This window comes from Rubellimicrobium aerolatum, assembly GCF_017872975.1.
GTDB classification, from domain to species: domain Bacteria; phylum Pseudomonadota; class Alphaproteobacteria; order Rhodobacterales; family Rhodobacteraceae; genus Rubellimicrobium; species Rubellimicrobium aerolatum.
Genome location: NZ_JAGGJP010000003.1, coordinates 24,117 through 48,299 on the forward strand (window position 1 = coordinate 24,117; position 24,183 = coordinate 48,299).

Below are 24,183 nucleotides of genomic sequence, written 5' to 3' on the forward strand. Positions count from 1 at the left end.
TGGCGCGTCAGGTGTCGAGGTTCGCCACCGACAGGGCGTTCTGCTGGATGAACTCGCGCCGCGGCTCCACGGCGTCGCCCATGAGGCGCGAGAAGATATCCTCGGCCTCGGCCACGTCGTCGATGCGGACCTGCAGCAGCGTCCGCGCCTCGGGGTCGAGCGTCGTCTCCCAGAGCTGCTCAGGGTTCATCTCGCCCAAGCCCTTATAGCGCTGCAAAGCCAGCCCCTTCTCGCCCTCGGCCAGAATGGCCCTGAGAAGATCGAGCGGCCCGAAGATCATCTGGCTCCGGTCCTTGCGGATCAGCGTCGCGGGCTTGTCGTAGGTCTCGGCCAGCGCTTCGGAATGGCTGCCCAGCCGCCGGCTCTCGCCCGACCGCAGCATCGCGCCGTCGAGCGTCCGCAGCTCCTCCACGCCCCGCAGGACGCGGCTCAGGCGGATGCCCTTGTCCTGGGTGACGCGGCCGCGCCAGCCCTTCTCGTATTCCAGCGCGATGAGGTCGAGCCGCTGCGCCACCGTCTCGGCCACGCCGTGAAGGTCCTGATCCACGGCGCCGGCCCGGAACGCCCCGGCGATGGCTGCCTGCTCCAGGATGTGACGCGGATAGTGGGTCGGATAGGCCTCGATGCTCCGCCGCACGGTCCGCGCCTCCTCGACCACGCGCAGGAGGTCCGCGCCGGCGATCTCGGCCCCGGAGCCCAGCCGCAGCACCGCGCCCTCGGTCCCCTGCTGGATCAGGTACTCGTCGAGCGCCGCCTGATCCTTGAGATAGACCTCGGACTTGCCGCGCGACACCTTATAAAGGGGCGGCTGCGCGATGTAGAGGTAGCCGCCCTCGATCAGCTCGGGCATCTGCCGGAAGAAGAAGGTCAGCAGCAGCGTGCGGATATGCGCGCCGTCCACGTCGGCGTCCGTCATGATGACGATCTTGTGGTAGCGCAGCTTCTGGATGTTGAACTCGGTCCGGCCGATGCCGGTGCCGAGCGCCATGACGAGGTTGCCGATCTCCTGCGAGGACAGCATCCGGTCGAAGCGCACCCGCTCCACGTTCAGGATCTTGCCCCGAAGCGGCAGCACGGCCTGGGTCCGCCGGTCGCGCCCGGTCTGGGCGCTGCCACCGGCCGAGTCGCCTTCCACCAGGAACACCTCGGTCTTGGAGGGGTCCTTCTCGGAGCAGTCCTTGAGCTTGCCGGCCAGGAAATTCACGTCCATGGCCGTCTTGCGCCGCGTGAGCTCCCGCGCCTTGCGCGCCGCCTCGCGCGCGAGCGCCGCCTCGATGATCTTGGCCGTGATGACGCGGGCGTGCTGCGGGTTCTCCTCGAACCATTCGGCCAGCTTCTCGCCCACCAGCCCCTCGACCGCCGGGCGCACCTCGCTCGACACCAGCTTGTCCTTGGTCTGCGAGGAGAACTTGGGGTCCGGCACCTTGACCGACAGCACGCAGGTCAGCCCCTCGCGCGCGTCGTCGCCGGTGAAGTCCACCTTCTCCTTCTTCGCGATGCCCGAGGATTGCGCGTAGCTGTTGATCGTCCGCGTCAGCGCCGCCCGGAAGGCCGCGAGGTGCGTGCCGCCGTCCCGCTGCGGGATGTTGTTGGTGAAGGGCAGCACCGTCTCGTGGTAGCTGTCGTTCCACCACATCGCCACCTCGACGCCGATGCCCCCCCGCTCGCCGGCGATGTGGATGGGCTCGGGCATCGCCGAAGCCTTGGAGCGGTCGAGATACTTCACGAACTCCTTGACGCCGCCCTCGTAGAACAGCTCCGAGCGCAGCGGCTCGGCCGGACGCTCGTCCTCCAAGAGGATGCGGACGCCCGAGTTAAGGAAGGCCAGCTCGCGCAGCCGCGCCTCCAGCGTCTTGAAGCTGTAGTCGAGGTTCGTGAAGGTCCCGTCCGGCCGGTTGATCTTGGCCGAGGCGAGGAAGCGCACCTCCGTCCCCTTCTCGCCCGGCTGGGCGTCGCCTTCGACCCGCAGCGGGATGGCGGTGTCGCCGTTCTCGAAGCGGGCGTAATGGACCTTGCCGTTCCGCCAGATCCGCAGGTCGAGCCAGTCCGACAGCGCGTTCACCACCGACACGCCGACGCCGTGCAGCCCGCCCGAGACCTTGTAGCTGTTCTGGTCGAACTTCCCGCCGGCGTGGAGCTGGGTCATGATGACCTCGGCCGCCGACACGCCCTCTTCCTGGTGGATGTCCACCGGGATGCCGCGCCCGTTGTCGCGCACCGAGACCGAGTTGTCGGCGTGGATCTTCACCTGCACGGCGGTCGCGTGGCCGGCCAGCACCTCGTCGATGCCGTTGTCCACGACCTCGTAGACCATGTGGTGCAGGCCCGACCCGTCGTCGGTGTCGCCGATGTACATGCCCGGCCGCTTGCGCACGGCATCCAGGCCCTTGAGAACCTTGATGGAATCGGCGTCGTAGGCGGTGGCCGCGGCGGCGGTGTCGGACATGGGGGAAAGCCCTTCTGAAACTCGTCGATCTTATAGGGGGAGGAGGGGGTGATGTCACCCCTTGGCCCTTGCAAATATGGGGTTTCCCGGCCGGATTGCCACCCCCGGCGGGGGTCACAGGAAGGGGATCAGGAGCCCCACGCCGACCAGCAGCCCGCCCGCCGCGAAGGTGGTCCGCCGCACCGCCCCCGGCGAGGACAGGAGGGTCCGCGCCCGGTCCACGACCAGCGCCAGCCCCAGGTTGCCGAGGAGAGGGATCGTCCCCGACACGAGGAGGATCGCCGCGATGTCGGGGCCGCCCAGCCGCGTCACGTCGAAGAAGCCGGGCAGCATCCCCATGTAGAACAGGATCGCCTTCGGGTTGCCCAGGATCGCCAGCACACCGGCCCCGAACCCCGCCCACATCCCTGGCCGCGTCAGCCGCGAATCGGCCCCGAGCGGCCGGCCCGCGCCCCGGATCACCAGCGCGCCCATGAGAACGAAAGTCCCTGCCGCGACCCATTTCAGCGCCGCAAGGAAGCCGCCCCAGACCGACAGGACCCAGGTCACGCCCAGGATCGCGCAGAACGGCCACAGAAGGTCCCCGAGCGTCACCCCCACCGCGAGGGGCCACGCGCTTCGGAAGCCCCCCGCCAGCGTCCGCGCCGTCAGCGCCACCCAGACCGGCCCGGGCGTGAGCCACAGGAGCGCCACGGCAACCGCATAGAACCCCAGATCCGCAAGCGAGACGGTCATGGCGTCGGCAGCGTCAGGCTCCCGTCCTCGGCCAGTGGCCAGAACGGGTTCACCGCCAGTTCCCAGACATGGCCGTCCGGGTCGGCGAAATACCCCGAATAGCCGCCCCAGGACGTCGCCTGCGGAACCTTGATCGCCTTGGCTCCCGCCTGCATCGCCCGATGCCAGGCGGCGTCCACGTCCTCCTCCGCGCCGAAGTTCTGCGCCAGCGTCACCGCCCCCGTCCCCAGCTCGCCCACCGGCCGGTCCTGGTCGTCCGCGAGGTCTCCGAGCCCGAACAGCGCCAGCGCCGCCCCGTGCATCTGGTAGAACGAGATCCGCTCCGTCTCCTGCGCCGGCTGCCAGCCCAGCGCGCGATAGAAGGCCCGCGACCGCCCCAAGTCGCGCACCCCCAGCGTGACCAGGGTCACGCGCTGCTCGGGCAACAGATGGTGGCGGGTCATGGTGGGCTCCGTTCCTGCAAGATGCTGACGCCGCCCTCCTCGGCGGCCTCCCAATACTGCGCCCGCGCGCCCAGTTCCGCAAACAGCGCGGGCTCCGTCCCGGTCAGGAAGGCCTGCAACCCCAGCCCGCAGACCTCGTCATAAAGCGCCGCGCGCCGGCCGGGGTCGAGATGCGCCGCCACCTCGTCCAGCAGCAGGACCGGCGCGGTGCCGTCCTCCTCCAGCGCGCGGGCGTTGGCGAGGATCAGCGACACCAGCAGCGCCTTCTGCTCCCCCGTGGAGCAGTCGCGCGCCGCGACGCCCTTGGCCGTCCACAGGGCGTCGAGGTCGGCGCGATGCGGCCCCAGCAGGCTCCGCCCCGCCGCCATGTCGCGCCAGCGCCCGCGTTCGAGGGCCTGCGCGAACAAGGCCTCCGTCTCCGGCAGCGGCTCCTCGGGGTAGACGATGGCGAGCGTCGCCGCCGGAAACGCCGTCTCGGCCCGCGCCTGCGCCGCCATCAGCCGGCCCAGCGTCGCGTCGCGGTTCCCCGCCAGCCGCATCCCCGCCTCGGCCATCTGCCCTTCCAGCGCCCCATACCAATGCCCATCCCGCGAGCCATCCTTCAGCAGCCGGTTCCTCTCCCGCATCGCCTTCTCGTAGGCCAGCGCCGCCTCCCCGTGGTCGGGGAACAGGCTCAGGCAGGCCCGGTCGAGGAATCGCCGCCGACCCTCCGCCCCTTCCAGCCACAGCCGGTCCATCGCCGGCACCAGCCAGAGCACCGGAATCAGCCGCGCGAGGTCGAGCTGCGGCGCGCTCTTGCCGTCGATCCGCACGGTCCTAGGCTCGCCCGGATGGGCCTGGGTCTCGACCTCGCGGACCGCGCCCGGCATATCCAGCGTCGCCGCCACCCTCCAGCCGACGCCCTCGGCCCGCCGCCCGACCTCCTCGGCCCCCGCGCGACGCAAGCCCCGTCCCGGCGACAGAAAGGACACCGCCTCCAGCAGGTTCGTCTTGCCCGACCCATTCGCGCCCCAAAGCGCCACGGGCCGCCCGTCGAAGGCCAGCCGCGCCCGCGCGTGGCTGCGGAACTGCGACAGCGCGAGGTGCTGGACGTGCGGCCTCACACCCGCATCGGCATCACGACATAGAGCGCGGACAGGTCGTCGCCCTCGCGCATCACAGTCGGGTCGCCCGAGGAGTTGAACAGGAACACCGCGTTCTCGCGGTCCACCTGATGGGCGATCTCCAGCAGGTATTTCGCGTTGAAGCCGATCTCCAGCCGCTCGTCCCCGTAGGCCACGGCCAGCTCCTCCTCGGCGGTGCCCTGGTCCGGGGCGTTCACCGACAGGATCAGCCGGTCCTCGTCGAGGTTCAGCTTCACCGCGCGCGACCGTTCCGACGACACCGTGGCCACCCGGTCCACGGCGCGGGCGAACTCCTTGGCGTCCACCTCCAGCCGCCGGGCGTTGGCCTGCGGAATGACGCGGGTGTAATCCGGGAAGGTGCCGTCGATCACCTTCGAGGTCAGCGTGAGGCTCGGCGTCTCGAAGCGGATCTTGGTGTCCGAGACCGAGACCTTGATGACCGCCTCGTCGTCGTCGAGCAGCTTGCGCAGCTCCGCCACCGTCTTGCGGGGCACGATCACGCCCGGCATCCCGTCCGCGCCCTCGGGCAGCTCCGCGTCGATTCGCGCCAGCCGATGCCCGTCGGTCGCCACGGCGCGAAGCACGCGCTTGCCATCCGCGCCGGCGGACACATGGAAATAGACCCCGTTCAGGTAATACCGCGTCTCCTCGGTCGAGATCGCGAACTTCGACTTGTCGAACAGCCGCCGCAGCAGCGGCGCGGGGGCCTCGAAGCTCGTGGTGTAGTCGGGCGAGGCCATCTGCGGGAAATCCTCGACCGGCAAGGTCGAGAGCTGGAACGTGGACCGCCCCGCCTCGATGGTCAGCCGCCCCGGCGCCCCTTGCGTGGACAGCGTCACCAGCGCCCCGTCGCCCAGCTTGCGCACGATCTCGTTCAGCATCAAGGCCGCCACGGTCGTCGCGCCCTTCTGCGCCACCTGCGCGGGCGCGCGGTCCACCACCTCGACATCCAGATCGGTCGCGCGGAAGCGCACGCCGTCGCCTTCCGCCTCGATCAGCACGTTGGCGAGGATGGGAATCGTGTTCCGCCGCTCCACCACCGACTGCGCCTGCGCCACGGCCTTGGAGAGAACGGCCCGTTCGATGCTGAATTTCATATGCTCTCTCCCCCGTCATGCCCCGTTCGCCGGGAGGCGAACCCTATCCGTTTCCCTGCCCTTCTCAAGAGGGGATCAGGACTCCAGCGCCCGCTTCAGCAGGTCGAGGTCGTCGGCGATCTGCGAGTCGGTGCCCAGCAGTTCCTCGATCTTGCGGACGCCGTGCATGATGGTCGTGTGGTCGCGCCCGCCGAAGCGCCGGCCGATGTCCGGCAGCGACCGGCTCGTCATGGTCTTGGACAGGTACATCGCCACCTGACGCGGCCGGGCAAAGCTCCGCAGCCGCTTGGGCCCGATCAGGTCCGCAAGCCGGATGTGGTAATGCTCCGCCACCCGCCGCTGGATCTCCTCGATGGACACCTTGCGGTCCGACGCCCGCAGCACGTCCCCCAGGCAGTCGCGGGCGAGGTCCAGCGTGATCTCGCGACCCACAAGGCTCGCCTGCGCGCAGAGCCGGGTCAGCGCCCCTTCCAGCACCCGCAGGTTCGAGGTCACGCGCGCCGCGAGGAAGTCGAGCACCCCGTCCGCGATCCGCAAGGAGGGGTCCGCCGCCCGCGCTGCCGCCACCTTGGATTGCAGCACGCCCAGCCGCAATTCATAGTCGGCCGGGTTCACCTGCACCACCAGCCCCGACTGGAGCCGCGAGGTCACCCGCTCCTCCAGCGCCGCGATCTCCACGGGGGAGCGGTCGGCGGTCAGCACGATCTGCTTGCCCTGGTCCACCAGCGCGTTGAACGTGTGGAAGAACTCCTCCTGCGTGGAGTCCTTGCCGGCGATGAACTGGATGTCGTCCACCATCAGCACGTCCACCGCGCGGAAGACCTGCTTGAAATCCATCATCTTGCGGTCGCGCAGCGCGGTCACGAAGCGGATCATGAACTGCTCGGCCGAGAGATACAGCACCCGCGTCTGCGGCCGCCGCGCCCGCATCTCGTGGGCGATGGCCTGCATGAGGTGGGTCTTGCCCAGGCCCACGCCGCCATGAAGGAACAGGGGATTGAACCCCACCGCGTTGCCCTCGGCGATGCGGCGGGCGGCGGCGTAGGCCAGCTCGTTCGACTTGCCGACCACGAAGCGGTCGAAGACCAGCCGCGGGTCGAGCCGCATCGCCTCCTCGGCGGGCTCGGCCTGCGGCGCGGGGGCCGGGGCGACCGGCGCGGCGGCGGCGGCCTGCGGCGCCACCCGGCCTTGCGGCGCGAAGACGAGCCGGCTCGACGGCGCGCCGGCCTCGGCCAGCGCCGCCAGGATCGCGTCCTGGAAATTGCGGGCGACGTAGGAGCCCAGGAAGGCCGTCGGCACCGTCAGGGTCGCCACGCCCTCCTCGACCGAGGCGAGGCGCAAGGGCGCGATCCAGCTTTGGAAGCTGCCCGCGCCCACCCGCTCCCGCAGGGTCGCCCGGACCCGGCCCCAGAGGGCGTCCACGCCCTCCGCGCTGTCCGCGTGGATCGTTCCGAAGCCCGCGCCGTCCGCCATGTCATCGTCCTCGCATACGAACGGGCCACGTCGCCCGCCGGTCCCCCCAGGACCTCGCCTCGTTCCACGCCCGAGACGTCCCCAGGGGATGATGCAAGGCACCGCGCCCGCCCCTTCGGACGGCGCACGGCAACGGGACCCGCGTGGCAGCGCGGACCCACCCTTCCCGACCAGCGCGACAGGATCACCCCGACCGGCCTGGCAGGGCCGACCCGGCGGCCCCGCGCCGCCCTGGCAGGGGCGGAGGATGCGGAGCCATGTCGCGCCAATCCCTTCATTCCCCCAGGAACGACCGGAATCGCAGGACTGAAGCTAGCAACTCCCCGGGGTCCCGCAACCGAACAACACGCTTGACGCCCGAGTCCCGGGACTCGAATCGTAACGCTTCCTTAACGACTCGTCCGACTCCTGAGGATTCAGCCGAGTCGCGTCACAGGCTTGTGACAGACTCGCCAAGGACTCGAAATTTTTGTCCCCAGGCCCGGAACCCGCCCCGCCGCCCTCTGGACAAGCGCCCCGGCGCGAGTCCGCCGACCCACACCCCCGAGTCGCGCAATTCCTTGGAAACAAAAGAAAAGGGGCGCATCCCCCGCGGGATGCGCCCCTTGATGCCGCGAGTCGCTGGGACTCAGGCCGTCGCGACCGGAGCCGCGCCGGTCGCCTTCACGCGGGCGGCCAGGCGCGAGATCTTGCGCGACGCGGTGTTCTTCTTGACCACGCCCTTGCTGACGCCGCGCATCAGCTCCGGCTGGGCCTGGCGCAGCGCCTCGCGGGCGGCGGCGTTGTCGCCCGAGGCGATCGCCTCCTCGACCTTGCGCAGGAAGGTGCGGATGCGCGAGCGGCGCATCTTGTTGATCTTGAAACGGGCCTCGCTCTGGCGGGCGCGCTTCGCGGACTGGGGCGTATTGGCCATGTGATGTCGTCCCGCGGCAGGGGTTTAAATCTGAAGCCGCGTCCCTAGACGGGATGTGGGTAAGTGTCAACCGACTGGCGGGACGAAGTTGCCGGCTGTCAACTCTAGCCCTGGCACTCCGGGCAGTAGAAGCTCGACCGCCCCGACTGCACGACCCGCGCGACGGTGCCGCCGCAGCCCTCGGTGCGGCAGGGCTGGCCCGCCTGATCGTAGACGCGGAACGAATGCTGGAAATACCCCAGCTCCCCATTCGCCTGCCGATGGTCGCGCAGGGACGACCCCCCGGCCTCGATCGCCTCCTCCAAAACCGCCCGGATGGCCGCCACGAGGCAGGCGACCTCCTCCGCCGTCACCCGGCCCGCCGGCCGCAAGGGGCTGATTCCCGCCCGCGCCAAGGCTTCCGAGACATAGATGTTCCCCAATCCCGCCACGATCCCCTGGTCGAGCAGCAGCGCCTTAACCGGCGCGGCCCGCCCCCGGAACGCCGCCTCTAGCCCCTCGGGGGAAAACCCGTTGCCCAGCGGCTCCGGCCCCAGCGCCCGCAGCAGTCGGTGATTCCCCACCTCTCCCGTGGGCCACAGGTCCATCGCCCCGAACCGCCGCGCGTCGTTGAAGGTCACGCGCGCGCCGCCCTCCATCTCGAACACCACATGGTCGTGCGGCCCCGGAGCCGCACCCACGTCGTGGTGGAACCCGCCCAGCACCGCGCCGCCCACCAGCATCCGCCCCGACATCCCCAGATGCGCGATCAGCGTCTCGCCCGAATCGAGGTCGAGCAGCAGATACTTCGACCGCCGCCCCAGCCGCTCCACCCGCGCGCCGGTCAGCCGCTCGGCCATGCGCTCGGGGAACGGCCAGCGCAGGTCCGGCCGGCGCACCTCGGCCCGCGCGATCCGCCGCCCCTCCATCACGGGCAGCAGGCCGCGGCGCACCGTCTCGACCTCGGGCAGCTCGGGCATGATTGGGTCCTTTCGCGGGCAGGGCGTCCCCTATAAGGACCCGGACGCGAGGCCCCACAAGCCTTGGCAAGTCACGACCGCGCGCCACCCTCCGGCGCGCAACCCCAAGCGAGCCGGACCCATGCCCGATCACAGCCGCGACCAGACGACCCATTTCGGCTTCGAGACCATCCCCGAGGCCGACAAGGCGGGCCGCGTCCAGGGCGTCTTCACCTCGGTCGCCGCGCGCTACGACCTGATGAACGACCTGATGAGCGGCGGGCTCCACCGGCTCTGGAAGGACGCGATGCTCGACTGGCTCGCGCCCCGGCCGGGGATGCGCGCGCTCGACGTGGCGGGCGGCACCGGCGACATCGCCTTCCGCCTCCTGCGCCGCGCGCCCGGCGCCCATGTCACCGTGCTCGACCTCACCGAATCGATGCTGGTCGAGGGGCGCCGCCGGGCCGAGGCGCAGGCCCTCGCCGACCGCCTGACCTGGGTCGCGGGCGACGCCATGGCACTCCCGTTCCCGGACGCGACCTTCGACAGCTACACCATCTCCTTCGGCATCCGGAACGTCACCCGCCCCGAGGCCGCGCTGGCCGAGGCCTTCCGCGTGCTGAAACGCGGCGGCCGCCTCCTCGTGCTCGAATTCTCGCAGGTGCCGGTGCCGCTCCTGCAGGCGGCCTACGACCTCTACTCCTTCAACGTGATCCCCCGCATGGGCCAGGCCGTCACCGGCGACCGCGCGAGCTATCAATACCTCGTCGAATCGATCCGCCGCTTCCCGGATCAGGAGACCTTCCTCGGCCTGATCCGGCAGGCGGGCTTCCGGAACGCCAGCTTCCGCAACCTGTCCTTGGGCGTGGCCTGCCTCCACTCCGCCTGGAAGATCTGATGCGCGGGCCGGTCAACATCGTCCGCCTGCTGCGGACGGGCGCGACCTTCGAGAGGACCGGGGCCATGACCCAGATCCTCGACGCCATGCAGGCCCCGCCTCTCCTGCGCGGGCTGGTGCGCGGGCTCGTGTGGCCCTTCCGCTGGCTGGGCTATGCGGGCGACCCCGCCATGCCCCCCGTCACGCGCGCCATCACCGCGCTCGGCCCCGCCTACGTCAAGTTCGGCCAGATCCTTTCCACCCGCCCCGACATCGTGGGCGAAGGCCTCGTCCAGCAGCTCCGCATCCTCCAGGACCGCCTGCCCCCCTTCCCCACCCCCGTCGCCAGGGCCGCCGTCGCCGCCGATCTCGGCCGCCCGGTGGACGAGCTGTTCTCCGAGTTCTCCGAGCCCGTCGCCGCCGCCTCCATCGCCCAGGTCCACCGCGCGCGCCTCCGCGCCACGGGCGAGGAGGTGGCCGTCAAGGTGCTCCGCCCCGGCATCGAGCGCGCCTTCCGCCGCGACATCGACGCCTTCCGCTTCGCCGCCCGCACGCTCGACCTGTTCGTGCCGCAGACCCGCCGCCTGCGCCCCATCGACGTGATCGCCCATTTCGAGGGCGTCGTGCGCGGCGAGCTCGACCTCCGGCTCGAAAGCGCTTCCGCCTCCGAGTTCGCCGACACCACCAAGGACGATCCGGGCTTCCGCGTCCCCGCCGTCCGCTGGGCCCATTCGGGCAAGCGCGTGATGACGCTCGACTGGGTGGAAGGCATCGGCGCCGCCGACGTGGAGGCCCTGCGCGCCCAGGGCCACGACACCGAGGACCTCGCCCGCCGCGTCCTCCAGCTCTTCCTGCGCCACGCGCTGCGGGACGGCTACTTCCACGGCGACATGCACCAGGGCAACCTCAAGGTGGACGCCGAGGGCAACATCGTCGCCTACGACTTCGGCATCATGGGCCGGATCGACGACTACACCCGCCGCGTCTACGCCGAGATCCTGTTCGGCTTCATCCAGCGCGACTACCGCCGCGTGGCCGAGGTCCATTTCGAGGCCGGCTACGTCCCCGCCGACCGCAGCGTGGACCAGTTCGCCCAGGCCCTGCGCGCGGTGGGCGAGCCGATCTTCGGCATGGACGCCTCCCAGATCGCCATGAGCCGCCTCCTCGCCTATCTCTTCGAGGTGACGGAGCGCTTCGGGATGCAGACCCGGACCGAGCTCATCCTCCTCCAGCGCACCATGGTCGTGGTGGAGGGCGTGGCCCGCACGCTCGACCCCCGCATGAACATCTGGGACGGCGCGCGGCCCGTGGTCGAAGGCTACATCCGCGATTCGCTGGGCCCCCTGGCGCTGGCCCGCGACCTCGCCCGCTCGGCCCGCATCCTTGCCCGCTTCTCGCCCCGCCTCCCGGAGCTGGCGCGCGAGGGCCTGATCCGCACCGCGACCCCGCCCGCCCCCTGGCGCCCCGGCCTCCTCGCCGCCGCGCTCTACATGGCCGCCGGCGCGGCGCTGGCCGTCCTGGGCGGCCTCATCGCCGGCGTGCTCTGACACCCCCTCCTTGGTCCGCCACCAAGATCCGCGCCCGACGGACCATGTCCGACCGGCCGGGCCCTCCTGGCGGCCGAAGCCTCCGCACCCGCCCGAGCAGCCCCGAGCGAAGGGACTCGGCCTCCATGATCCGCCGCCAAGGACCGATGCCCAAGCGCGACGGTCCATGCCTGACCCGCCGATCCGCCCAACCGTCGGAGCCCATGCACCCGCCCGGCAACGCCGGACAACCGGACCCGGCCCCGAACGCCGCCGCCAAGGATCGATGCCCCAGCCTGATGGCCGCCATCGACAGGCCCTCCCCGACCGCCGAGTCGCGACGGTCGCGCCTTGACGGCCGCCGTGTCCGGCCCGGCATCATCGGACCGCCCTTCACGTCGCCCCTCACCCCGCCCGCCGCAGCCCCGTCACCGCCGAGGAGGCCACCGTCGCGCCCCCTTCCATGACCAGCACCGTCGCGCCGTTCTCCGTCCGCACCTCCGTCACCGTGCCATAGACCTCCGCCACCTTCGACCCGAGCACCTGCCCGTCCTTCAGGCTCACCACCTCGAAGCTGTAGAGCCCGCTCGCCAGCGGCGAGCCGTCCTCGCCCACCCCCGCCCACTCGACCGGCTCCGAGGAGACGGGGATCGCGCCCCGCGCCACCTCCCGGCCCGATGGATCGCGGACCACGAGCTGCGCCTCGTCCGCCGCCGAATCGACGGACGGCACGATCGTCACGGGCGATCCGTCGAACCGCGCCGGCATCGCCGCCCGCGCCTCCTGCCCGACCCAGCCCGCCATCACCCCCAGCCCCGACAGCGCGAGCTGCGCCGACAGGCTGTTCAGCAGGTCGTTGGTCTTCACCTGCTGCTCCACCCCGGAGAACGTCGCGAGCTGAGTCGCGTAGTCCGACGAATCGGTGGGGTTCAGCGGGTCCTGGTTCTGCATCTGCGCGGTGAGCATCTTCAGGAAGGTGTTGAAGTCGCTCGAGATCACGCCCGGGGACGTGGGGGAGGCCGCCGAGGCGGCGGTCGTGGTCGAAGCGGTGACGGTCGAGATGTCCAAGATGCTCTCCTAGAATCGCAGATCGATGTGGCCCGGCGCGGCGCGGGGCCGGGCGGCGACGGGAAGGGATTCGGCCAGGGCCGTCCCGGCGCTCCCGACGGCGGCATAGCCGGGACGGTCGGCCCCCTGGGACCGCCCCTGCGAGGTCGATTCGCGCTGGGAGTCGCCCCCGCCGATCGACACGCTGACCCCGCCCAGCCCCTCCTGCCGCAGTTCCTGGCGCAGCGCCTCCACGTGCCGCCGCATCAGGTCGGCAGTGTCGGGCCGCGCGGCCTCGATATGGACGCGAAGCCCGTCGCCCACGACCTCGACGCTCAGGCGCAGCTCGCCCAGCTCCTTGGGGGCCAAGCTCACCTCGGCCGCGCCCCCGGTCCGAAGCGCAGGCTGCGCCGCGATCTGGCGCGCGACGCTCCGGGCGGTCGCGGCCCCCTCGGGCCCGGGGGCCGTCGTGGCGAGGGCGGCGAAGCTCCCCGTCGGGGCCGCCCCGCCCTCGGCCGTGCCACGGTCCTCCGCGCGGGTCCGCCCGGGACTGGCCGAGCCTCCGCCCCGCGCGCGCGCCTCCCGCGCGGCCTCCACCGGCTCGGCCGCGACCGGCGGCCCGGCCCGGACGGGGGCCGGCTCGTCCGTTCCTTCCTGGCGACGCGCGGCCGAACGGGCCTCCGACCCGCGCTCCGGGAGTCCGGCCGATTCGCCGGCCCGCGCCCGCGTCGGAACGGAGGGAGCGGCTTCGGGACTCCGCGCGGGGGCCGGCGAAGGGGACGCAGGGTCGCCCAAATCTCCCGGCGACGCCTCGCCCGCCGAGGCGGGCTTCGCGGCCGCTTCCTCGCCTGGGTCGGAAACGGCGGTCCAGGCCAGCCGCGCCCGGGCCGCGTCCGCCCCGGCGCCGGCCGCCTGTCCCGCCCGCGACGCCACCCCGGTCCCCGGCCCGGCCTGCTCCGCCGCCTCCGCGACCGGGGCCTCGGCCTCGCCGGCCTCCGCACCCCCAAGGCCCGCCTCGCCCGGCGGCCCCGCCACCTCGCCCTTCGGCGGCAGCGGGAACGGGACGGCCGGCCATGGGCCTTCGCCAACGCCAAGCCCGCCCTCCGGGGCCGGGACGCCCGCCTCCGTCCTCGGGGGCGGCGCGGGGATGACCGGAACGACGGCGGTCGCGACGGCGGCCGCGTCCTCCGTCCTGTCGCGCTCCCCGTCCTCCGTCGCCTCCGGAGGCGATTCGGCCCCATCCGCCTCGCCGGCCCGCGCCGCCTCCTCGGGCCTGGGCCCGCCGCCGTCCACCAGTCCCGCGAAGCCGTCGTCCCCCGGGGGGGACCGCCCCTCGCCGTCCGCGCGCGCCCTGGGGGCCGCCGGTCCGACCGGGCCCACCGGGGGCCAACCTGCCGCGATCGCTCCTGCCATCCGATTCGTCCTTCTGCGTCACCCCCTTTTCCCGCAGAAAACTTACGAATCCTTTACCCGGCCGCGCGAAACTGCCCCGGACACCGATTCCGAGGACGCCCATGAACATTCCCCCGCCGCTGGCCCCACCCGCCGATCCCCTCGCCGCCCGCGACCACGCCCTGCGCGAGGCCGCCGTGAAGCTCGAGGCCGGGTTCCTCAAGCAGATGCTGAGCGAGGCCGGCCTCGGCCGCGCCCCCGGGGGGATGGGCGGCGGCGCCGGCGAGGACCAGTTCGCCTCCTTCCTGCTGGAGGAGCAGGCGCTCCGCATGGCCCGCTCCGGCGGGATCGGGCTGGCCGAATCGTTGTTCCAGGCGCTCAAGGCCCGAGATGCGGCCTGAGCCCCTCCCCGACCTCGCCCTCCTGCTGGAGGAGGAGCGCCGCCTGATCCTCGCCGGCGCCTGGGACGGGCTCCAGGCCCTCGCCCCCCGCAAGGCCGCCGGCCTCGCCGCGCTCCCGCGCGAGGGCGGGGCGGCTCTGGCCCCGCTGGCGCGCGGGCTGGCCCGCAACCAGGCCCTCCTGTCCGCCGCGCTCGACGGGGTGAGGGAGGCCGTCCGCCGCCGCGCCGCCATGGCGACCATGCGGCGGGGCCTCGTCACCTACGACGCCCAGGGCCTCCGGGCCGAGCTGCCCACCGCCCCCCCACGGATCGAGCGCAAGGCCTGAAGCCCGCCTCCGCGCCCCGCGCCCGGCCGTGCCCCCGCACCGCCGGGCGCGGCCGTTTCAGGCCCTCCCCACGGGCGGCCGCATTTGATTCGAATTGCAGGAATCTCCGCTCGCCGCGTTAAGCCCTCCTTCACCTCGGGGGCGCATGGTGGCCTGGCATCCGATGGATGGCGCAGATGGGGCAAAGCTCCCTCAGCACAGGTCAGAATGACGAACCGCCGACGCGGCCCACTCGCGGCCCCGGCCTCCCGAAACGCTGGCGCAAAACGCGCATCACGAAGGACCACTCATCATGTCGAGCATTCTGACCAACAACGGCGCGATGGTCGCGCTCCAGACCCTCCGCTCGGTCAACTCGAACCTCGCCAAGACCCAGAGCGAGATCTCGACGGGCAAGACGGTGGCGACCGCCAAGGACAACGCCTCCATCTGGTCGATCTCCAAGGTCATGGAGTCCGACGTCAAGGGCTTCCAGTCCATCTCGGACAGCCTGAGCCTCGGCGAATCGACCTTGGCCGTGGCTTCGACCGCCGCCGAGAAAATCACCGACCTCCTCAAGGACATGAAGGCGACCATCGTCTCCGCCCAGAGCGAGAGCGCGAACCGCGCCACGCTCCAGACCGACGTGGACAAGCTGCGCGACCAGATCAAGACCATCGTGGAGGGCGCGCAGTTCAACGGCGTCAACCTCCTCAAGGGCACCGAGTCGATGGACCTGCTGTCCTCGCTCGACCGTAACAGCAACGGCACCGTGGCCGTTTCCAACATCATCGCCGACCGCAACGACCTGACCACGTCGGCGGGCAAGCTGGGCACCGGCGCGGCCCTGACCGCCCCGACCGTCTCGGCCTCGCCCGTGGCCAACACGGCCAAGACCGCGACGCTGACCATCGCCGGTTCCGTCGCCATCGGCGACACCTTCACGTTCAAGGTGGGCGACACGGAGGTGAGTTTCGCCGCCACCGCAGCTACCGTCGCCAACGTCGCCACCGGCCTGACCTCCAAGCTCAACGAACTGGGGCTTTCAGGCCTCACCGCCGCCGCCTCGGCCGGCGTGCTCACGCTGTCGTCCACCAAGGCCTTCGATGCCACCGCCCTGGTGGCGAGCAACAACGGCTCCGGCACGAGCACCCTGTCCGCCACGACGATCGCCGCGCGGGCCGAGACGGTGACCTTCGGCACCACGGCGGTCGCGGAAGGCGACGGCTACCGGGTCGTTCTCGGCGGCCAGAACTTCGACTACGTCGCCGGCAAGGGCGAGACGATGGAGGACGTGGCCCGCGGGCTGAAGGGGGTCATCGACTCCGCCAAGGTTGCCGGCATCTCCACCAACGTGAGGCTCGACTCGGCCACCAACCAGTGGTCCCTGCAGATCGACAACAACAGCTCCACCTCCCGAACGCTCACGGCGAGCGGCGCCAAGGGCGGCACGGCCACCGGCGGCCTGCAGGCCTTGGCGGGCATCGACGTGACGACCAAGGCCAACGCGCAGTCGGCGCTCGCCAACATCGAGACGCTGATCCAGTCCGCCACCAGCGCCGCCGCCTCGTTCGGGGCCTCGAGCTCGCGCGTGTCGATCCAGAACGACTTCGTGACCAGCCTGACGGACACGATGAAGACCGGCATCGGCAGCCTCGTGGACGCCGACATGGAGGAAACCTCGGCGCGGCTCCAGGCGCTGCAGACCCAGCAGCAGCTCGCCGTGCAGTCGCTGTCGATCGCCAACCAGGCGCCGCAGTCGATCCTGTCGCTCTTCCGCTGATCGCGACGGCGGAGGCGTCCCGGCGCCTCCGCCCCCCTCCCCCGCCGCGGCAAAGCCACGGCCCGTCCTCCGGTCCCGAAAGGACATCGCGTGAACGCCATCGAACGAGCCCACCAGGCCTATGCGGGGGCCGCCGCCCCGATCATGACCGACCGGCGCGCCGAGCATCAGGTCTTCTCGACCGTCACCGCCCGCCTCCACGCCGCCGCAAAGGCCGACCCGGCGGAGCTTGGCGCCTTCCCGCGCCTCGCCGCCGCGCTCCACGACAACCGCCGCCTCTGGACCCGCCTCGCCGTCGATGTTGCCGACAGCGACAACGGCCTGCCCGCCGAGCTGCGCGCCCGCATCGTCTACCTGGCCAAGTTCACCCTGCATCACAGCTCCCGCGTCCTGCGGGGCGAGGCCGAGCCGCAGGCGCTGATCGACATCAACACCGCCGTCATGCGGGGCCTCGCCGGGACGCCGGCCGCCCCGGCCCAGGTGCCGCAATGACCGGGCTCGTCCTCAAGCTCGGCCCCAAGGAGCGGGTCCTCGTCAACGGCGCGGTGATCGAGAACGGGGACCGCCGGTCGCGCCTCGCGATCCTGACGCCCAACGCCAACATCCTGCGCCTGCGCGACGCGATCCGCCCGGGCGAGGCCAACACGCCGGTGCGCCGCGTCTGCTACATCGCCCAGCTCGTGCTGTCGGGCGACGTGGCCGAGGACCAGGCCCGCCACCAGCTCCTCCGCGGCATCGAGCAACTGGCCCAGGCCCTGATGGACCCCGACAGCCGCCTTGCGCTGGCCGAAGCGGCCGAGGCCGTGCAGGCGGCCGATTTCTACCGGGCGCTCAAGCGCCTCCGCAGCCTGCTGCCGCGCGAGGAGCGGCTTCTCGGCGGGGTCGGCCAGTCCGGGCTGCCGTCATGACCTACCAGCCGGTCCTGCCGCTGGGCGGCTACACCGGCTGGCGCGTCCTGCAGCGCACGCTCGACCGTCAGGAGGCGAACTTCAACAAGAGCGCCCCGGTCCAGCGCGCGACCGACTACTTCAAGGCCAACATCGCCAAGGCCAAGACGGCCGCCGACCTGGTCGGCGACCGCCGCCTGCTGGAGGTCGCGCTGGGCGCTTTCGGCCTGTCCGAGGACATCAACTCCAAGGCCTTCCTCCGGAAGGTGCTGGAAGGCGGGACGCTCAACTCGGCCTCGCTCGCCAACAAGCTGTCGGACAAGCGCTACGCGGCCTTCGCCAAGGCGTTCGGCTATGGGGACGGCGGGGCGCGCACGGGACTCTCGACCTTTCCTGACACCATCATCTCCAGGTATCGGGCCGAATCCTTCGAGCAAGCCGTCGGCGAGCAGGACAACAACCTGCGCCTTGCGCTCAACCTCAAGGACAGCCTCGCTGAAACCGCCGCCTCGACAACCAACACCAACGCGCAGTGGTACTACCTGATGGGGAACACGCCGCTGCGGAGCGTGTTCGAGACGGCGCTGGGCCTGCCCTCGACCCTGAGCGCGGTCGACGTGGACAAGCAGCTCGCCGCCTTCAAGAGCCGATCCGAGGCGGTGTTCGGGACCTCCAAGCTGTCGGACTTCACCGACGCGACCCGGCAGGAGAAGCTGATCCGGCTGTTCCTCGTCCGCTCCGAGATGCAGACGAGCGCGGCGACTCCCGCCGCGATGGCTCTGAGCCTGCTGAGCAGGTCCTGAAGCTCGCCCTGCTGTCACATGCCTGCGACGATGGCCCTGCGGAACGAAGGATTCGGTTGCCCCTGCACACGCGCACGAGCCGGCAGGCGGGTGTCATAACCATGTGCGAGGCGACAGGACGGTAGTTCGCGGAACACCCCCAGCGCGGCGCATGACCCTGCATGTCCCACAAGATGACAGGATCGCCGATCGCCACCATCTCGGGTTCCTGGCCGACAGAGCCCCATTTCTGCCGGGGTGGCTGGGTCTGGCGGCGATGTGGGAGCGGGCTCGCACCTCCGCACGCTTGGCCGCCATGCGGGGCACGTCGGAAATGAAGGGCTCGCCCCGGCTCTCCGGACGCTTTCGGAAATCCTGGTTGGCCCATACGCGCCTCTGCCCACCCGGCGCGCGACGACGAGCGCCTCCCGGCCACAATGCGCGACCTCCATCTCGTCCTCTTCGCCCGCCTCGTGCCCGGAAAAGCCGCGACCCTGCCGGCGCAAGTCCCTTCCCGGTAGGACGCGGCATCCAGGATCGCAGAACTCCACAGGTCGGCGTCACGCCTTGCGGGCCTGCGGCCGCGCTGGTGCGATGACCTGGCGGAGGGCCGCGAAGCTCGCCTGCGGCGAAGGCAGGCCGGTCTGGGCCAGGAAGCGGTCGAGCCCGGCCTGCACGGCCACGGCGGCATCGACCTCGGGGTCGGAGCCGGGGGCGTAGAGGCCCGCCCGGATCATCAGCGCCGCCCGGTCATAGGCGCCGAGCAGCGCCCGCGCCTCGCCGATGAGCTGGTTCTCGGGCCGCGAAGCGACGCCGGGCAGGGACCGGGACACCGAACGCAGCAGGTCCACCGCCGGGAACCGGCCCCGTTCCGCGATGGCGCGGTCGAGCACCACGTGCCCATCCAGCACGCCGCGCAGCCAGTCGGCCACCGGCTCCTCCATGTCCGAACCCTGCACGAGCACCGAATAGATTGCCGTGATGTCGCCCTGCTCGCCCGCGCCCGGTCCGGCCCTCTCGCAGAGCGCGGCGATGGCGGGGCCGGTTGAGGCGGGGAAGCCCCGCAGGGCCGCGGGCTCGCCAGCCGAGACGGCGACCTCGCGATGCGCCTCGGCGAATCGGGTCACGCTGTCGAGGAGGAGGAGCACCTGCCGGCCCTCGTCGCGGAAGTGCTCGGCCACGGCGGTCGCGGCGAGCGCGCAGCGACGGCGCACCTGCGGCGCGCGGTCGGACGTGGCGGCCACGACGACGGCGCGCGCCATCCCATCGGGGCCCAGCACGTCCTCGACGAAGTGGCGCAGCTCGCGCCCCCGCTCCCCCACGAGGCCGATCACCACCACCTCGGCCGCGACCCCGCGCGCGAGGCCGGCAAGGAGCGTGGACTTGCCCACGCCCGACCCGGCGAAGAGCCCGATCCGCTGCCCCTGCGCGAGCGGCAGGAGCGTGTCGAAGACCGCGTAGCCGGTCGCCGTGCGCGCGCCCATGGCCCGCCGCATCCCCGCCGGCGGCGGATCGGCGCGCAGGGGCCGCGCCGCGGGCCCGGGGAGCAGCGGACGTCCGTCGAGCGGCCGCCCGTCGGGGTCCACGACCCGGCCGATCCAGGACGAGTCGGGGGCAAAGGCAGGCGCGGGCTCGAGCCGCACCGGGTCGGACAGCGACACCCCGTCCGCCGATCCCTCGGGCAGCAGATGCACCAGTCCCTCGCCGATCCGAATCACCTCGGCCGCGAGCGGAGCGCCACGCCGGGGCGTCACCCGGGCCCGGTCGCCCAAGCGCGCGTTCTGCGAGAGCCCGGACACATGGAGCATCCCGCCGCTCGCCCCGGCGACGCGGCCCAAGGGGAAGTCGGCGCGCGCGCGCGCCACGGCGGCGGCAACGCGGTCGATCAGCGGATCGGCCATTCTGGTCCCTTTCTCGATTCTGCCCGCAAGACCGGGCGCGTGAACCGATCATTAGGGAATCGGTGTTAAATTTCCCTTGCATTGTTCGAGGGAGAAACCCCGATGTACGAGTCGCTGGACATCCTGCGCCTGTCGTCCGCGCTGGCCCGCAACGCCGGGCAGCGTCAGGCGTTGGCCGCCGTGAATGTCGCCAACGCCGACACGCCCGGCTATCGGGCGCAGGCCCTCCCTTCCTTCGCCGCGACCTTCGACGCCCAGGCCATGCGCGCGACGCGCCTCGGCCACCAGGGCGGTCGCGGGCTGGAGGAGGCGCAGCCGGTCGAGGCCGATGGCGAGGCTTCGCCCAACGGCAACACCGTCTCGATCGAGAGCGAGATGTTCGCCTCGGCCGAGGCATCGCGGGATCACGGGCGCGCGCTGGCCATCTGGCGCCACACGATCACGGTGCTCCGCACCTCGTTGGGGCGCTGAGCCATGGCCGACTTCTCCGACGCTCTCCGGGTGACCATGTCCGGCCTGCGGGCCCAGGCCACGCGCCTGCGGCTGACGGCCGAGAACATCGCCAACGCCGACACCTCGGGCTACCACCGCAAGACCGTCAGCTTCGCGGCCATCGCCGGCGAGCCCGGGCTGGTGGCGACCGGCCCCGTCACGCTCGACCGAGCCGCTGTGGAGCGGATCCACGACCCCTCGAACCCGCTGGCCGACGCCGGGGGCTACGTGGACGGCTCCAACGTCAACCTCCTCCTCGAGATGACCGACGCCCGCGAGGCGTCGCGCAGCTACGAGGCCAACCTCAAGATGTTCGAGCAGACGCGGGCCATGTCCTCGTCCCTCCTCGACCTCCTCCGTCGATAAGGAACCAGAATGGATCTCAAGGCCGTCCTCTCGCAGGTCACCAACGCCTATGCCGCCGCCCGGCCCGCCACGGCGCCCCAGCCGGGCACCGGCGGCAACCTCGTGCGCGACGCCGCGCTCGACTTCTCGGCCACCCTCGCACAAGGCGAGCGGACGGCCCTTTCCGCCATGGCGGGCGGATCGGACGCGCACGCCCTGGTGCAGGCCCTCACGCAGACCGAACTCGCGGTCGAGACGGCGGTGACGGTCCGCAACAAGGTCGTGGAAGCTTACCAGGAAATCCTGCGGATGCCGGTATGATGAGCGAGGTCGCCTTCTACGACATGCTCCGCCAGGGGCTCTGGACCGCCACGGTGCTGTCGCTGCCGATCCTGTCGGTGGCGCTGGTCGCCGGGCTCGCCATCGGCCTCCTGCAGGCGCTCACCTCGGTGCAGGAGCAGACGCTGACCTTTGTGCCCAAGCTCGCGGCCATCGTTGCGGTCTTCTGGGTCTCCATGGGCTTCATGACCGAGACGCTGGTGAGCTTCTTCCGCGACACCATCGCGCCCGCGATCGTGGGAGGGTGAGGCATGGACAACGCGGTCTACGCCACCCTCGGCCGACAGACGGGCCTGATGGCCCAGATGCGGATGGTGGCCAACAACATCGCCAACGCCAACACCACCGGCTACCGAGGCGAATCGGTGGGCTTCGTGGAATACATCCGCACGACCGGCTCGGGCGCGTCGCTGTCCATGGCGACGGCGCGGGTGAAGCTGACGGACTGGACGCAGGGCTCGCTCTCGCCAACGGGGGGCGACCTCGACCTCGCCATCGAGGGCGAGGGCTTCTTCCTGGTGCAGACGCCGCAAGGGCCGCGCCTGACACGCTCCGGCCACTTCACCGCCAACGAGAACGGCGACCTCGTGACATCCGAAGGCCACGCCGTGCTCGACGCGGGCGGGGCCCCGGTCTTCGTGCCGCAGGGCCAGGGCCCCGTCGGCATCGCTCCCGACGGGACGATCTCGGCCGGAGGGGAGCCGGTGGGCCAGGTCGGCATCGTCCTCCCGCGCGAGCCCGACGGCCTCGTGCGCGAAGGGGGGACGCTGTTCCGCGCCGACGAGGGCACCGACCCCGCCCTGAACGGTCGCGTGCTCCAGGGATTTCTGGAGGAGTCGAACGTCAATCCCGTGCTCGAAGTGTCCCGCATGATCGAGGTCCAGCGCGCCTATGAGATGGGCCAGGGCTTCCTCGACCGCGAGGACGAACGCATCCGCAAGACCATCCAGGCCCTTCAGACAAGGTAGACCGACATGCGCGCCCTCGAGATCGCCGCCTCCGGCATGACCGCCCAGCAGACCCGGGTCGAGGTCATCTCCAACAACCTCGCCAACATGAGCACGACCGGCTATTCGCCCCGGCGGGCCGAGTTCGCGGACCTCCACTACCAGCAGCTCGTCAAGCCGGGCACGATCAACGCCACGGATGGGACGGTCGTGCCGGTCGGCGTGCAGCTCGGTCTCGGGGTGCGGCCCACGGCGGTGTCGGTGATGATCGCGCAAGGGGCGCTGTCGGCCACGGGCAACAACCTCGACGTGGCGATCGAGGGCGCGGGCTACCTAGAGGTGACGCTGCCGGACGGCGGCGCGGGCTACACGCGGGACGGCTCGCTCAAGCTGTCGCCGGACGGCCTGATCGTGACCTCGGACGGCTTCACGGTCCAGCCCGAGATCACCGTGCCCTCGGACGCGCAGTCGGTGTCCATCAACGCCGAGGGCGAGGTCTACGCCTACTTCAGCAACCAGGCCGCGCCGCAGCTCCTGGGCCAGTTCACGCTGGCGAGCTTTACCAATCCCAAGGGGCTGGAGGCGACAGGCTCGAACCTGTTCCTTGAATCGCCCGCTTCGGGTCCGGCGCTGGTCTCCACCCCTGGGCAGGACGGTCTGGGCACGTTGCGGCAGGGCTACCTCGAGGAGTCCTCGGTCGATGCCGTGAAGGAGGTCACCGACCTGATCGAGGCGCAGCGCGGCTACGAGCTCAACTCCAAGGTCATCTCGGCCGCCGACCAGATGCTCGGCGCGACGGTCCAGGTCCGGTGAGGTTCCTTCCGATGCTCCGCCCACTCGCCCTTGCCCTGCTAGCCACGCCAGCGCCGGCCGAGATCGTCGTCCCGGCCCGCACCCTTGCGCCGCAGACGCTCATCGCGCCCGAGGACCTCGTCCTGTCGGACGCGGAGGTTCCCGGCGCGATCAGCGACCCGGCCCAAGCCATCGGCCTCGAGACGCGGGTAGCTCTCTACCCCGGGCGGCCCATCCGGCCGCAGGACCTCGGCCTGCCGGCGGTGGTGGAGCGGAACGCCATCGTGGCGCTGGTCTACGATCGCGGCGGGCTCCTCATCACCGCCGAGGGACGCGCCCTGGACCGCGCCGGTCCCGGCGAGGTGATCCGGGTGATGAACACCGCCTCCCGCACCACCGTCAGCGCCCGCGTAGGCACGGACGGGGCGGCCTACGTTTCAGAATGAGACCTCGCATGACCCCTCCCCGCGCGCTCCCGCTGCTTCTCCTGCTCGCCGCCTGCGGCACCGCGCCCATCGGACGGCCTCCCGCCTTCACGCCGGCCGACTACCCAATCCCGGACGAAGAGGCAGCGATGCGCGACCCTCTCGCCCTTCCGGCCGCGATGACGGCCCTGCCGGCCTCCGGCGCGGCGGGCTCGGCCTCGCTCTGGACCGGCGCGCGCGGATCGCTTTTGGGCGACAACCGCGCGGTGTCGCGCGGCGATATCCTGACCGTGGTGATCGAGATCGACGACTCGGCCCAGATCAACAACTCCACCGACCGGGGCCGGTCGAACTCGGAGTCGCTAGGGGTGGACGCCCTGTTCGGCCTGCCCGAATCCGTGAATGGCGATCTCCCGGGCGGGGCCGGACTATCGCCGGCGGTGGACCTGACCTCGCAGAACAGCTTCAGCGGCCAGGGCACGGTCAAGCGCGCCGAGCAGCTCGAGCTTCGCATCGCCGCCACAGTGACCGAGGTCCTGCCGAACGGCGTCCTCGCCATCGGCGGCAGCCAAGAGGTCCGGGTCAACAACGAGCTGCGCGAGCTTCTCGTGACGGGTTTCGTGCGCCCGACGGACATCACCCGCCAGAACGAGGTCACCTACGACAAGATCGCCCAGGCACGCATCTCCTATGGCGGGCGCGGGCAGATCACCGATGTCCAGCAGCCGCGCGTGGGCACGCAGGTGCTCGACCGCGTCCTGCCCTTCTGAGGTC

General features: G+C 71.4%; 27 protein-coding genes. 16 read left to right on the forward strand and 11 right to left on the reverse strand.

Annotated elements, in window-relative coordinates; translation table 11 throughout:
* Positions 1–7 precede the first annotated feature (7 nt).
* The 8 genes from gyrB to mutM form a co-directional block, all read right to left on the reverse strand.
* The gene (gene gyrB, locus J2Z33_RS04390) at positions 8–2,446 is read right to left on the reverse strand and encodes a DNA topoisomerase (ATP-hydrolyzing) subunit B (RefSeq protein WP_209838314.1); all 2,439 of its coding nucleotides are present in this window, start codon (positions 2,444–2,446) and stop codon (positions 8–10) included.
* Positions 2,447–2,560: 114 nt separating this feature from the next.
* Entirely contained in the window at positions 2,561–3,181 is a 621-nt protein-coding gene (locus J2Z33_RS04395) for a LysE family translocator (protein WP_209838316.1), read from the reverse strand.
* A complete protein-coding gene (locus J2Z33_RS04400) occupies positions 3,178–3,606 on the reverse strand; it encodes a VOC family protein (RefSeq protein ID WP_209838768.1) in 429 nt (142 codons plus the stop codon). The genes J2Z33_RS04395 and J2Z33_RS04400 overlap by 4 nt, the downstream gene beginning before the upstream one ends.
* A gap of 14 nt (positions 3,607–3,620) precedes the next feature.
* Entirely contained in the window at positions 3,621–4,727 is a 1,107-nt protein-coding gene (recF, locus tag J2Z33_RS04405) for a DNA replication/repair protein RecF (RefSeq protein WP_209838318.1), read from the reverse strand.
* Positions 4,724–5,845 carry a DNA polymerase III subunit beta gene (gene dnaN / locus J2Z33_RS04410; RefSeq protein WP_209838320.1) on the reverse strand — a complete coding sequence of 374 codons (1,122 nt, stop codon included), beginning with the start codon at positions 5,843–5,845 and terminating at the stop codon, positions 4,724–4,726. Before dnaN ends, recF begins: the two co-directional genes overlap by 4 nt.
* Positions 5,846–5,920: 75 nt before the next feature.
* Complete coding sequence (dnaA, locus tag J2Z33_RS04415; protein WP_209838322.1) at positions 5,921–7,318, reverse strand: chromosomal replication initiator protein DnaA; 1,398 nt, start codon at positions 7,316–7,318, stop codon at positions 5,921–5,923.
* Between the two features lie 628 nt (positions 7,319–7,946).
* The gene (rpsT, locus tag J2Z33_RS04420; RefSeq protein WP_209838324.1) at positions 7,947–8,231 is read right to left on the reverse strand and encodes a 30S ribosomal protein S20; all 285 of its coding nucleotides are present in this window, start codon (positions 8,229–8,231) and stop codon (positions 7,947–7,949) included.
* Between the two features lie 104 nt (positions 8,232–8,335).
* Positions 8,336–9,190: a bifunctional DNA-formamidopyrimidine glycosylase/DNA-(apurinic or apyrimidinic site) lyase gene (gene mutM, locus J2Z33_RS04425; RefSeq protein ID WP_209838326.1), complete on the reverse strand. Its 855-nt coding sequence runs from the start codon at positions 9,188–9,190 to the stop codon at positions 8,336–8,338.
* Positions 9,191–9,311: 121 nt separating this feature from the next.
* On the opposite strand from mutM, the gene ubiE reads away from it, so the two are divergent.
* On the forward strand, positions 9,312–10,067 hold the full coding sequence (gene ubiE, locus J2Z33_RS04430) for a bifunctional demethylmenaquinone methyltransferase/2-methoxy-6-polyprenyl-1,4-benzoquinol methylase UbiE (RefSeq protein WP_209838328.1): 756 nt from the start codon (positions 9,312–9,314) through the stop codon (positions 10,065–10,067).
* Positions 10,067–11,593, forward strand: a complete 1,527-nt coding sequence (gene ubiB, locus J2Z33_RS04435; RefSeq protein ID WP_209838330.1) for a 2-polyprenylphenol 6-hydroxylase — start codon at positions 10,067–10,069, stop codon at positions 11,591–11,593. The genes ubiE and ubiB overlap by 1 nt, the downstream gene beginning before the upstream one ends.
* A gap of 384 nt (positions 11,594–11,977) precedes the next feature.
* Here ubiB and J2Z33_RS04440 read toward each other — a convergent pair whose 3' ends face one another.
* Both J2Z33_RS04440 and J2Z33_RS18655 read right to left on the reverse strand, forming a co-directional pair.
* A complete protein-coding gene (locus J2Z33_RS04440; RefSeq protein WP_209838332.1) occupies positions 11,978–12,640 on the reverse strand; it encodes a flagellar hook capping FlgD N-terminal domain-containing protein in 663 nt (220 codons plus the stop codon).
* A 9-nt stretch (positions 12,641–12,649) separates the two neighbouring features.
* On the reverse strand, positions 12,650–14,032 hold the full coding sequence (locus J2Z33_RS18655; RefSeq protein WP_209838334.1) for a flagellar hook-length control protein FliK: 1,383 nt from the start codon (positions 14,030–14,032) through the stop codon (positions 12,650–12,652).
* 101 nt (positions 14,033–14,133) lie between these two features.
* Between J2Z33_RS18655 and J2Z33_RS04450 the strand changes: the two genes are divergently transcribed.
* The 6 genes from J2Z33_RS04450 (at position 14,134) to J2Z33_RS04475 (ending at position 18,189) form a co-directional block, all read left to right on the forward strand.
* Positions 14,134–14,412 carry a rod-binding protein gene (locus J2Z33_RS04450; protein ID WP_209838336.1) on the forward strand — a complete coding sequence of 93 codons (279 nt, stop codon included), beginning with the start codon at positions 14,134–14,136 and terminating at the stop codon, positions 14,410–14,412.
* Entirely contained in the window at positions 14,402–14,737 is a 336-nt protein-coding gene (locus J2Z33_RS04455) for a flagellar protein FlgN (RefSeq protein WP_209838338.1), read from the forward strand. Before J2Z33_RS04450 ends, J2Z33_RS04455 begins: the two co-directional genes overlap by 11 nt.
* A 292-nt stretch (positions 14,738–15,029) precedes the next feature.
* Positions 15,030–16,499 (forward strand): flagellin, encoded by a 1,470-nt coding sequence (locus J2Z33_RS04460; protein ID WP_209838340.1) that lies wholly within the window; start codon positions 15,030–15,032, stop codon positions 16,497–16,499.
* A gap of 90 nt (positions 16,500–16,589) precedes the next feature.
* On the forward strand, positions 16,590–16,991 hold the full coding sequence (gene flaF / locus J2Z33_RS04465) for a flagellar biosynthesis regulator FlaF (protein WP_209838342.1): 402 nt from the start codon (positions 16,590–16,592) through the stop codon (positions 16,989–16,991).
* Positions 16,988–17,407 (forward strand): flagellar biosynthesis repressor FlbT, encoded by a 420-nt coding sequence (flbT, locus tag J2Z33_RS04470; RefSeq protein WP_209838344.1) that lies wholly within the window; start codon positions 16,988–16,990, stop codon positions 17,405–17,407. Before flaF ends, flbT begins: the two co-directional genes overlap by 4 nt.
* Complete coding sequence (locus J2Z33_RS04475; protein ID WP_209838346.1) at positions 17,404–18,189, forward strand: DUF1217 domain-containing protein; 786 nt, start codon at positions 17,404–17,406, stop codon at positions 18,187–18,189. The genes flbT and J2Z33_RS04475 overlap by 4 nt, the downstream gene beginning before the upstream one ends.
* A gap of 539 nt (positions 18,190–18,728) precedes the next feature.
* Here the strand turns inward: J2Z33_RS04475 and J2Z33_RS04480 are convergent.
* Entirely contained in the window at positions 18,729–20,069 is a 1,341-nt protein-coding gene (locus tag J2Z33_RS04480) for a FliI/YscN family ATPase (RefSeq protein ID WP_209838348.1), read from the reverse strand.
* A gap of 102 nt (positions 20,070–20,171) precedes the next feature.
* Here J2Z33_RS04480 and J2Z33_RS04485 point away from each other — a divergent pair, with 102 nt between their 5' ends.
* From J2Z33_RS04485 to flgH, 8 genes are read left to right on the forward strand one after another with little or no spacing between them, the layout of a single operon-like run.
* Positions 20,172–20,540, forward strand: coding sequence for a FlgB family protein (locus tag J2Z33_RS04485; protein WP_209838350.1), 369 nt, complete (start codon positions 20,172–20,174; stop codon positions 20,538–20,540).
* 3 nt (positions 20,541–20,543) lie between these two features.
* Complete coding sequence (gene flgC, locus J2Z33_RS04490) at positions 20,544–20,927, forward strand: flagellar basal body rod protein FlgC (protein WP_209838352.1); 384 nt, start codon at positions 20,544–20,546, stop codon at positions 20,925–20,927.
* A 9-nt stretch (positions 20,928–20,936) separates the two neighbouring features.
* Positions 20,937–21,227 carry a flagellar hook-basal body complex protein FliE gene (gene fliE, locus J2Z33_RS04495; protein WP_209838354.1) on the forward strand — a complete coding sequence of 97 codons (291 nt, stop codon included), beginning with the start codon at positions 20,937–20,939 and terminating at the stop codon, positions 21,225–21,227.
* The gene (locus J2Z33_RS04500) at positions 21,224–21,493 is read left to right on the forward strand and encodes a flagellar biosynthetic protein FliQ (protein WP_209838356.1); all 270 of its coding nucleotides are present in this window, start codon (positions 21,224–21,226) and stop codon (positions 21,491–21,493) included. The genes fliE and J2Z33_RS04500 overlap by 4 nt, the downstream gene beginning before the upstream one ends.
* A 3-nt stretch (positions 21,494–21,496) precedes the next feature.
* Positions 21,497–22,213: a flagellar hook-basal body complex protein gene (locus tag J2Z33_RS04505; protein ID WP_209838358.1), complete on the forward strand. Its 717-nt coding sequence runs from the start codon at positions 21,497–21,499 to the stop codon at positions 22,211–22,213.
* Between the two features lie 6 nt (positions 22,214–22,219).
* On the forward strand, positions 22,220–23,005 hold the full coding sequence (gene flgG / locus J2Z33_RS04510; RefSeq protein WP_209838360.1) for a flagellar basal-body rod protein FlgG: 786 nt from the start codon (positions 22,220–22,222) through the stop codon (positions 23,003–23,005).
* An 11-nt stretch (positions 23,006–23,016) separates the two neighbouring features.
* Positions 23,017–23,430 carry a flagellar basal body P-ring formation chaperone FlgA gene (gene flgA, locus J2Z33_RS04515; RefSeq protein WP_209838362.1) on the forward strand — a complete coding sequence of 138 codons (414 nt, stop codon included), beginning with the start codon at positions 23,017–23,019 and terminating at the stop codon, positions 23,428–23,430.
* An 8-nt stretch (positions 23,431–23,438) separates the two neighbouring features.
* Positions 23,439–24,179, forward strand: a complete 741-nt coding sequence (flgH, locus tag J2Z33_RS04520) for a flagellar basal body L-ring protein FlgH (protein ID WP_209838364.1) — start codon at positions 23,439–23,441, stop codon at positions 24,177–24,179.
* The last annotated feature ends 4 nt before the right edge of the window (positions 24,180–24,183 follow it).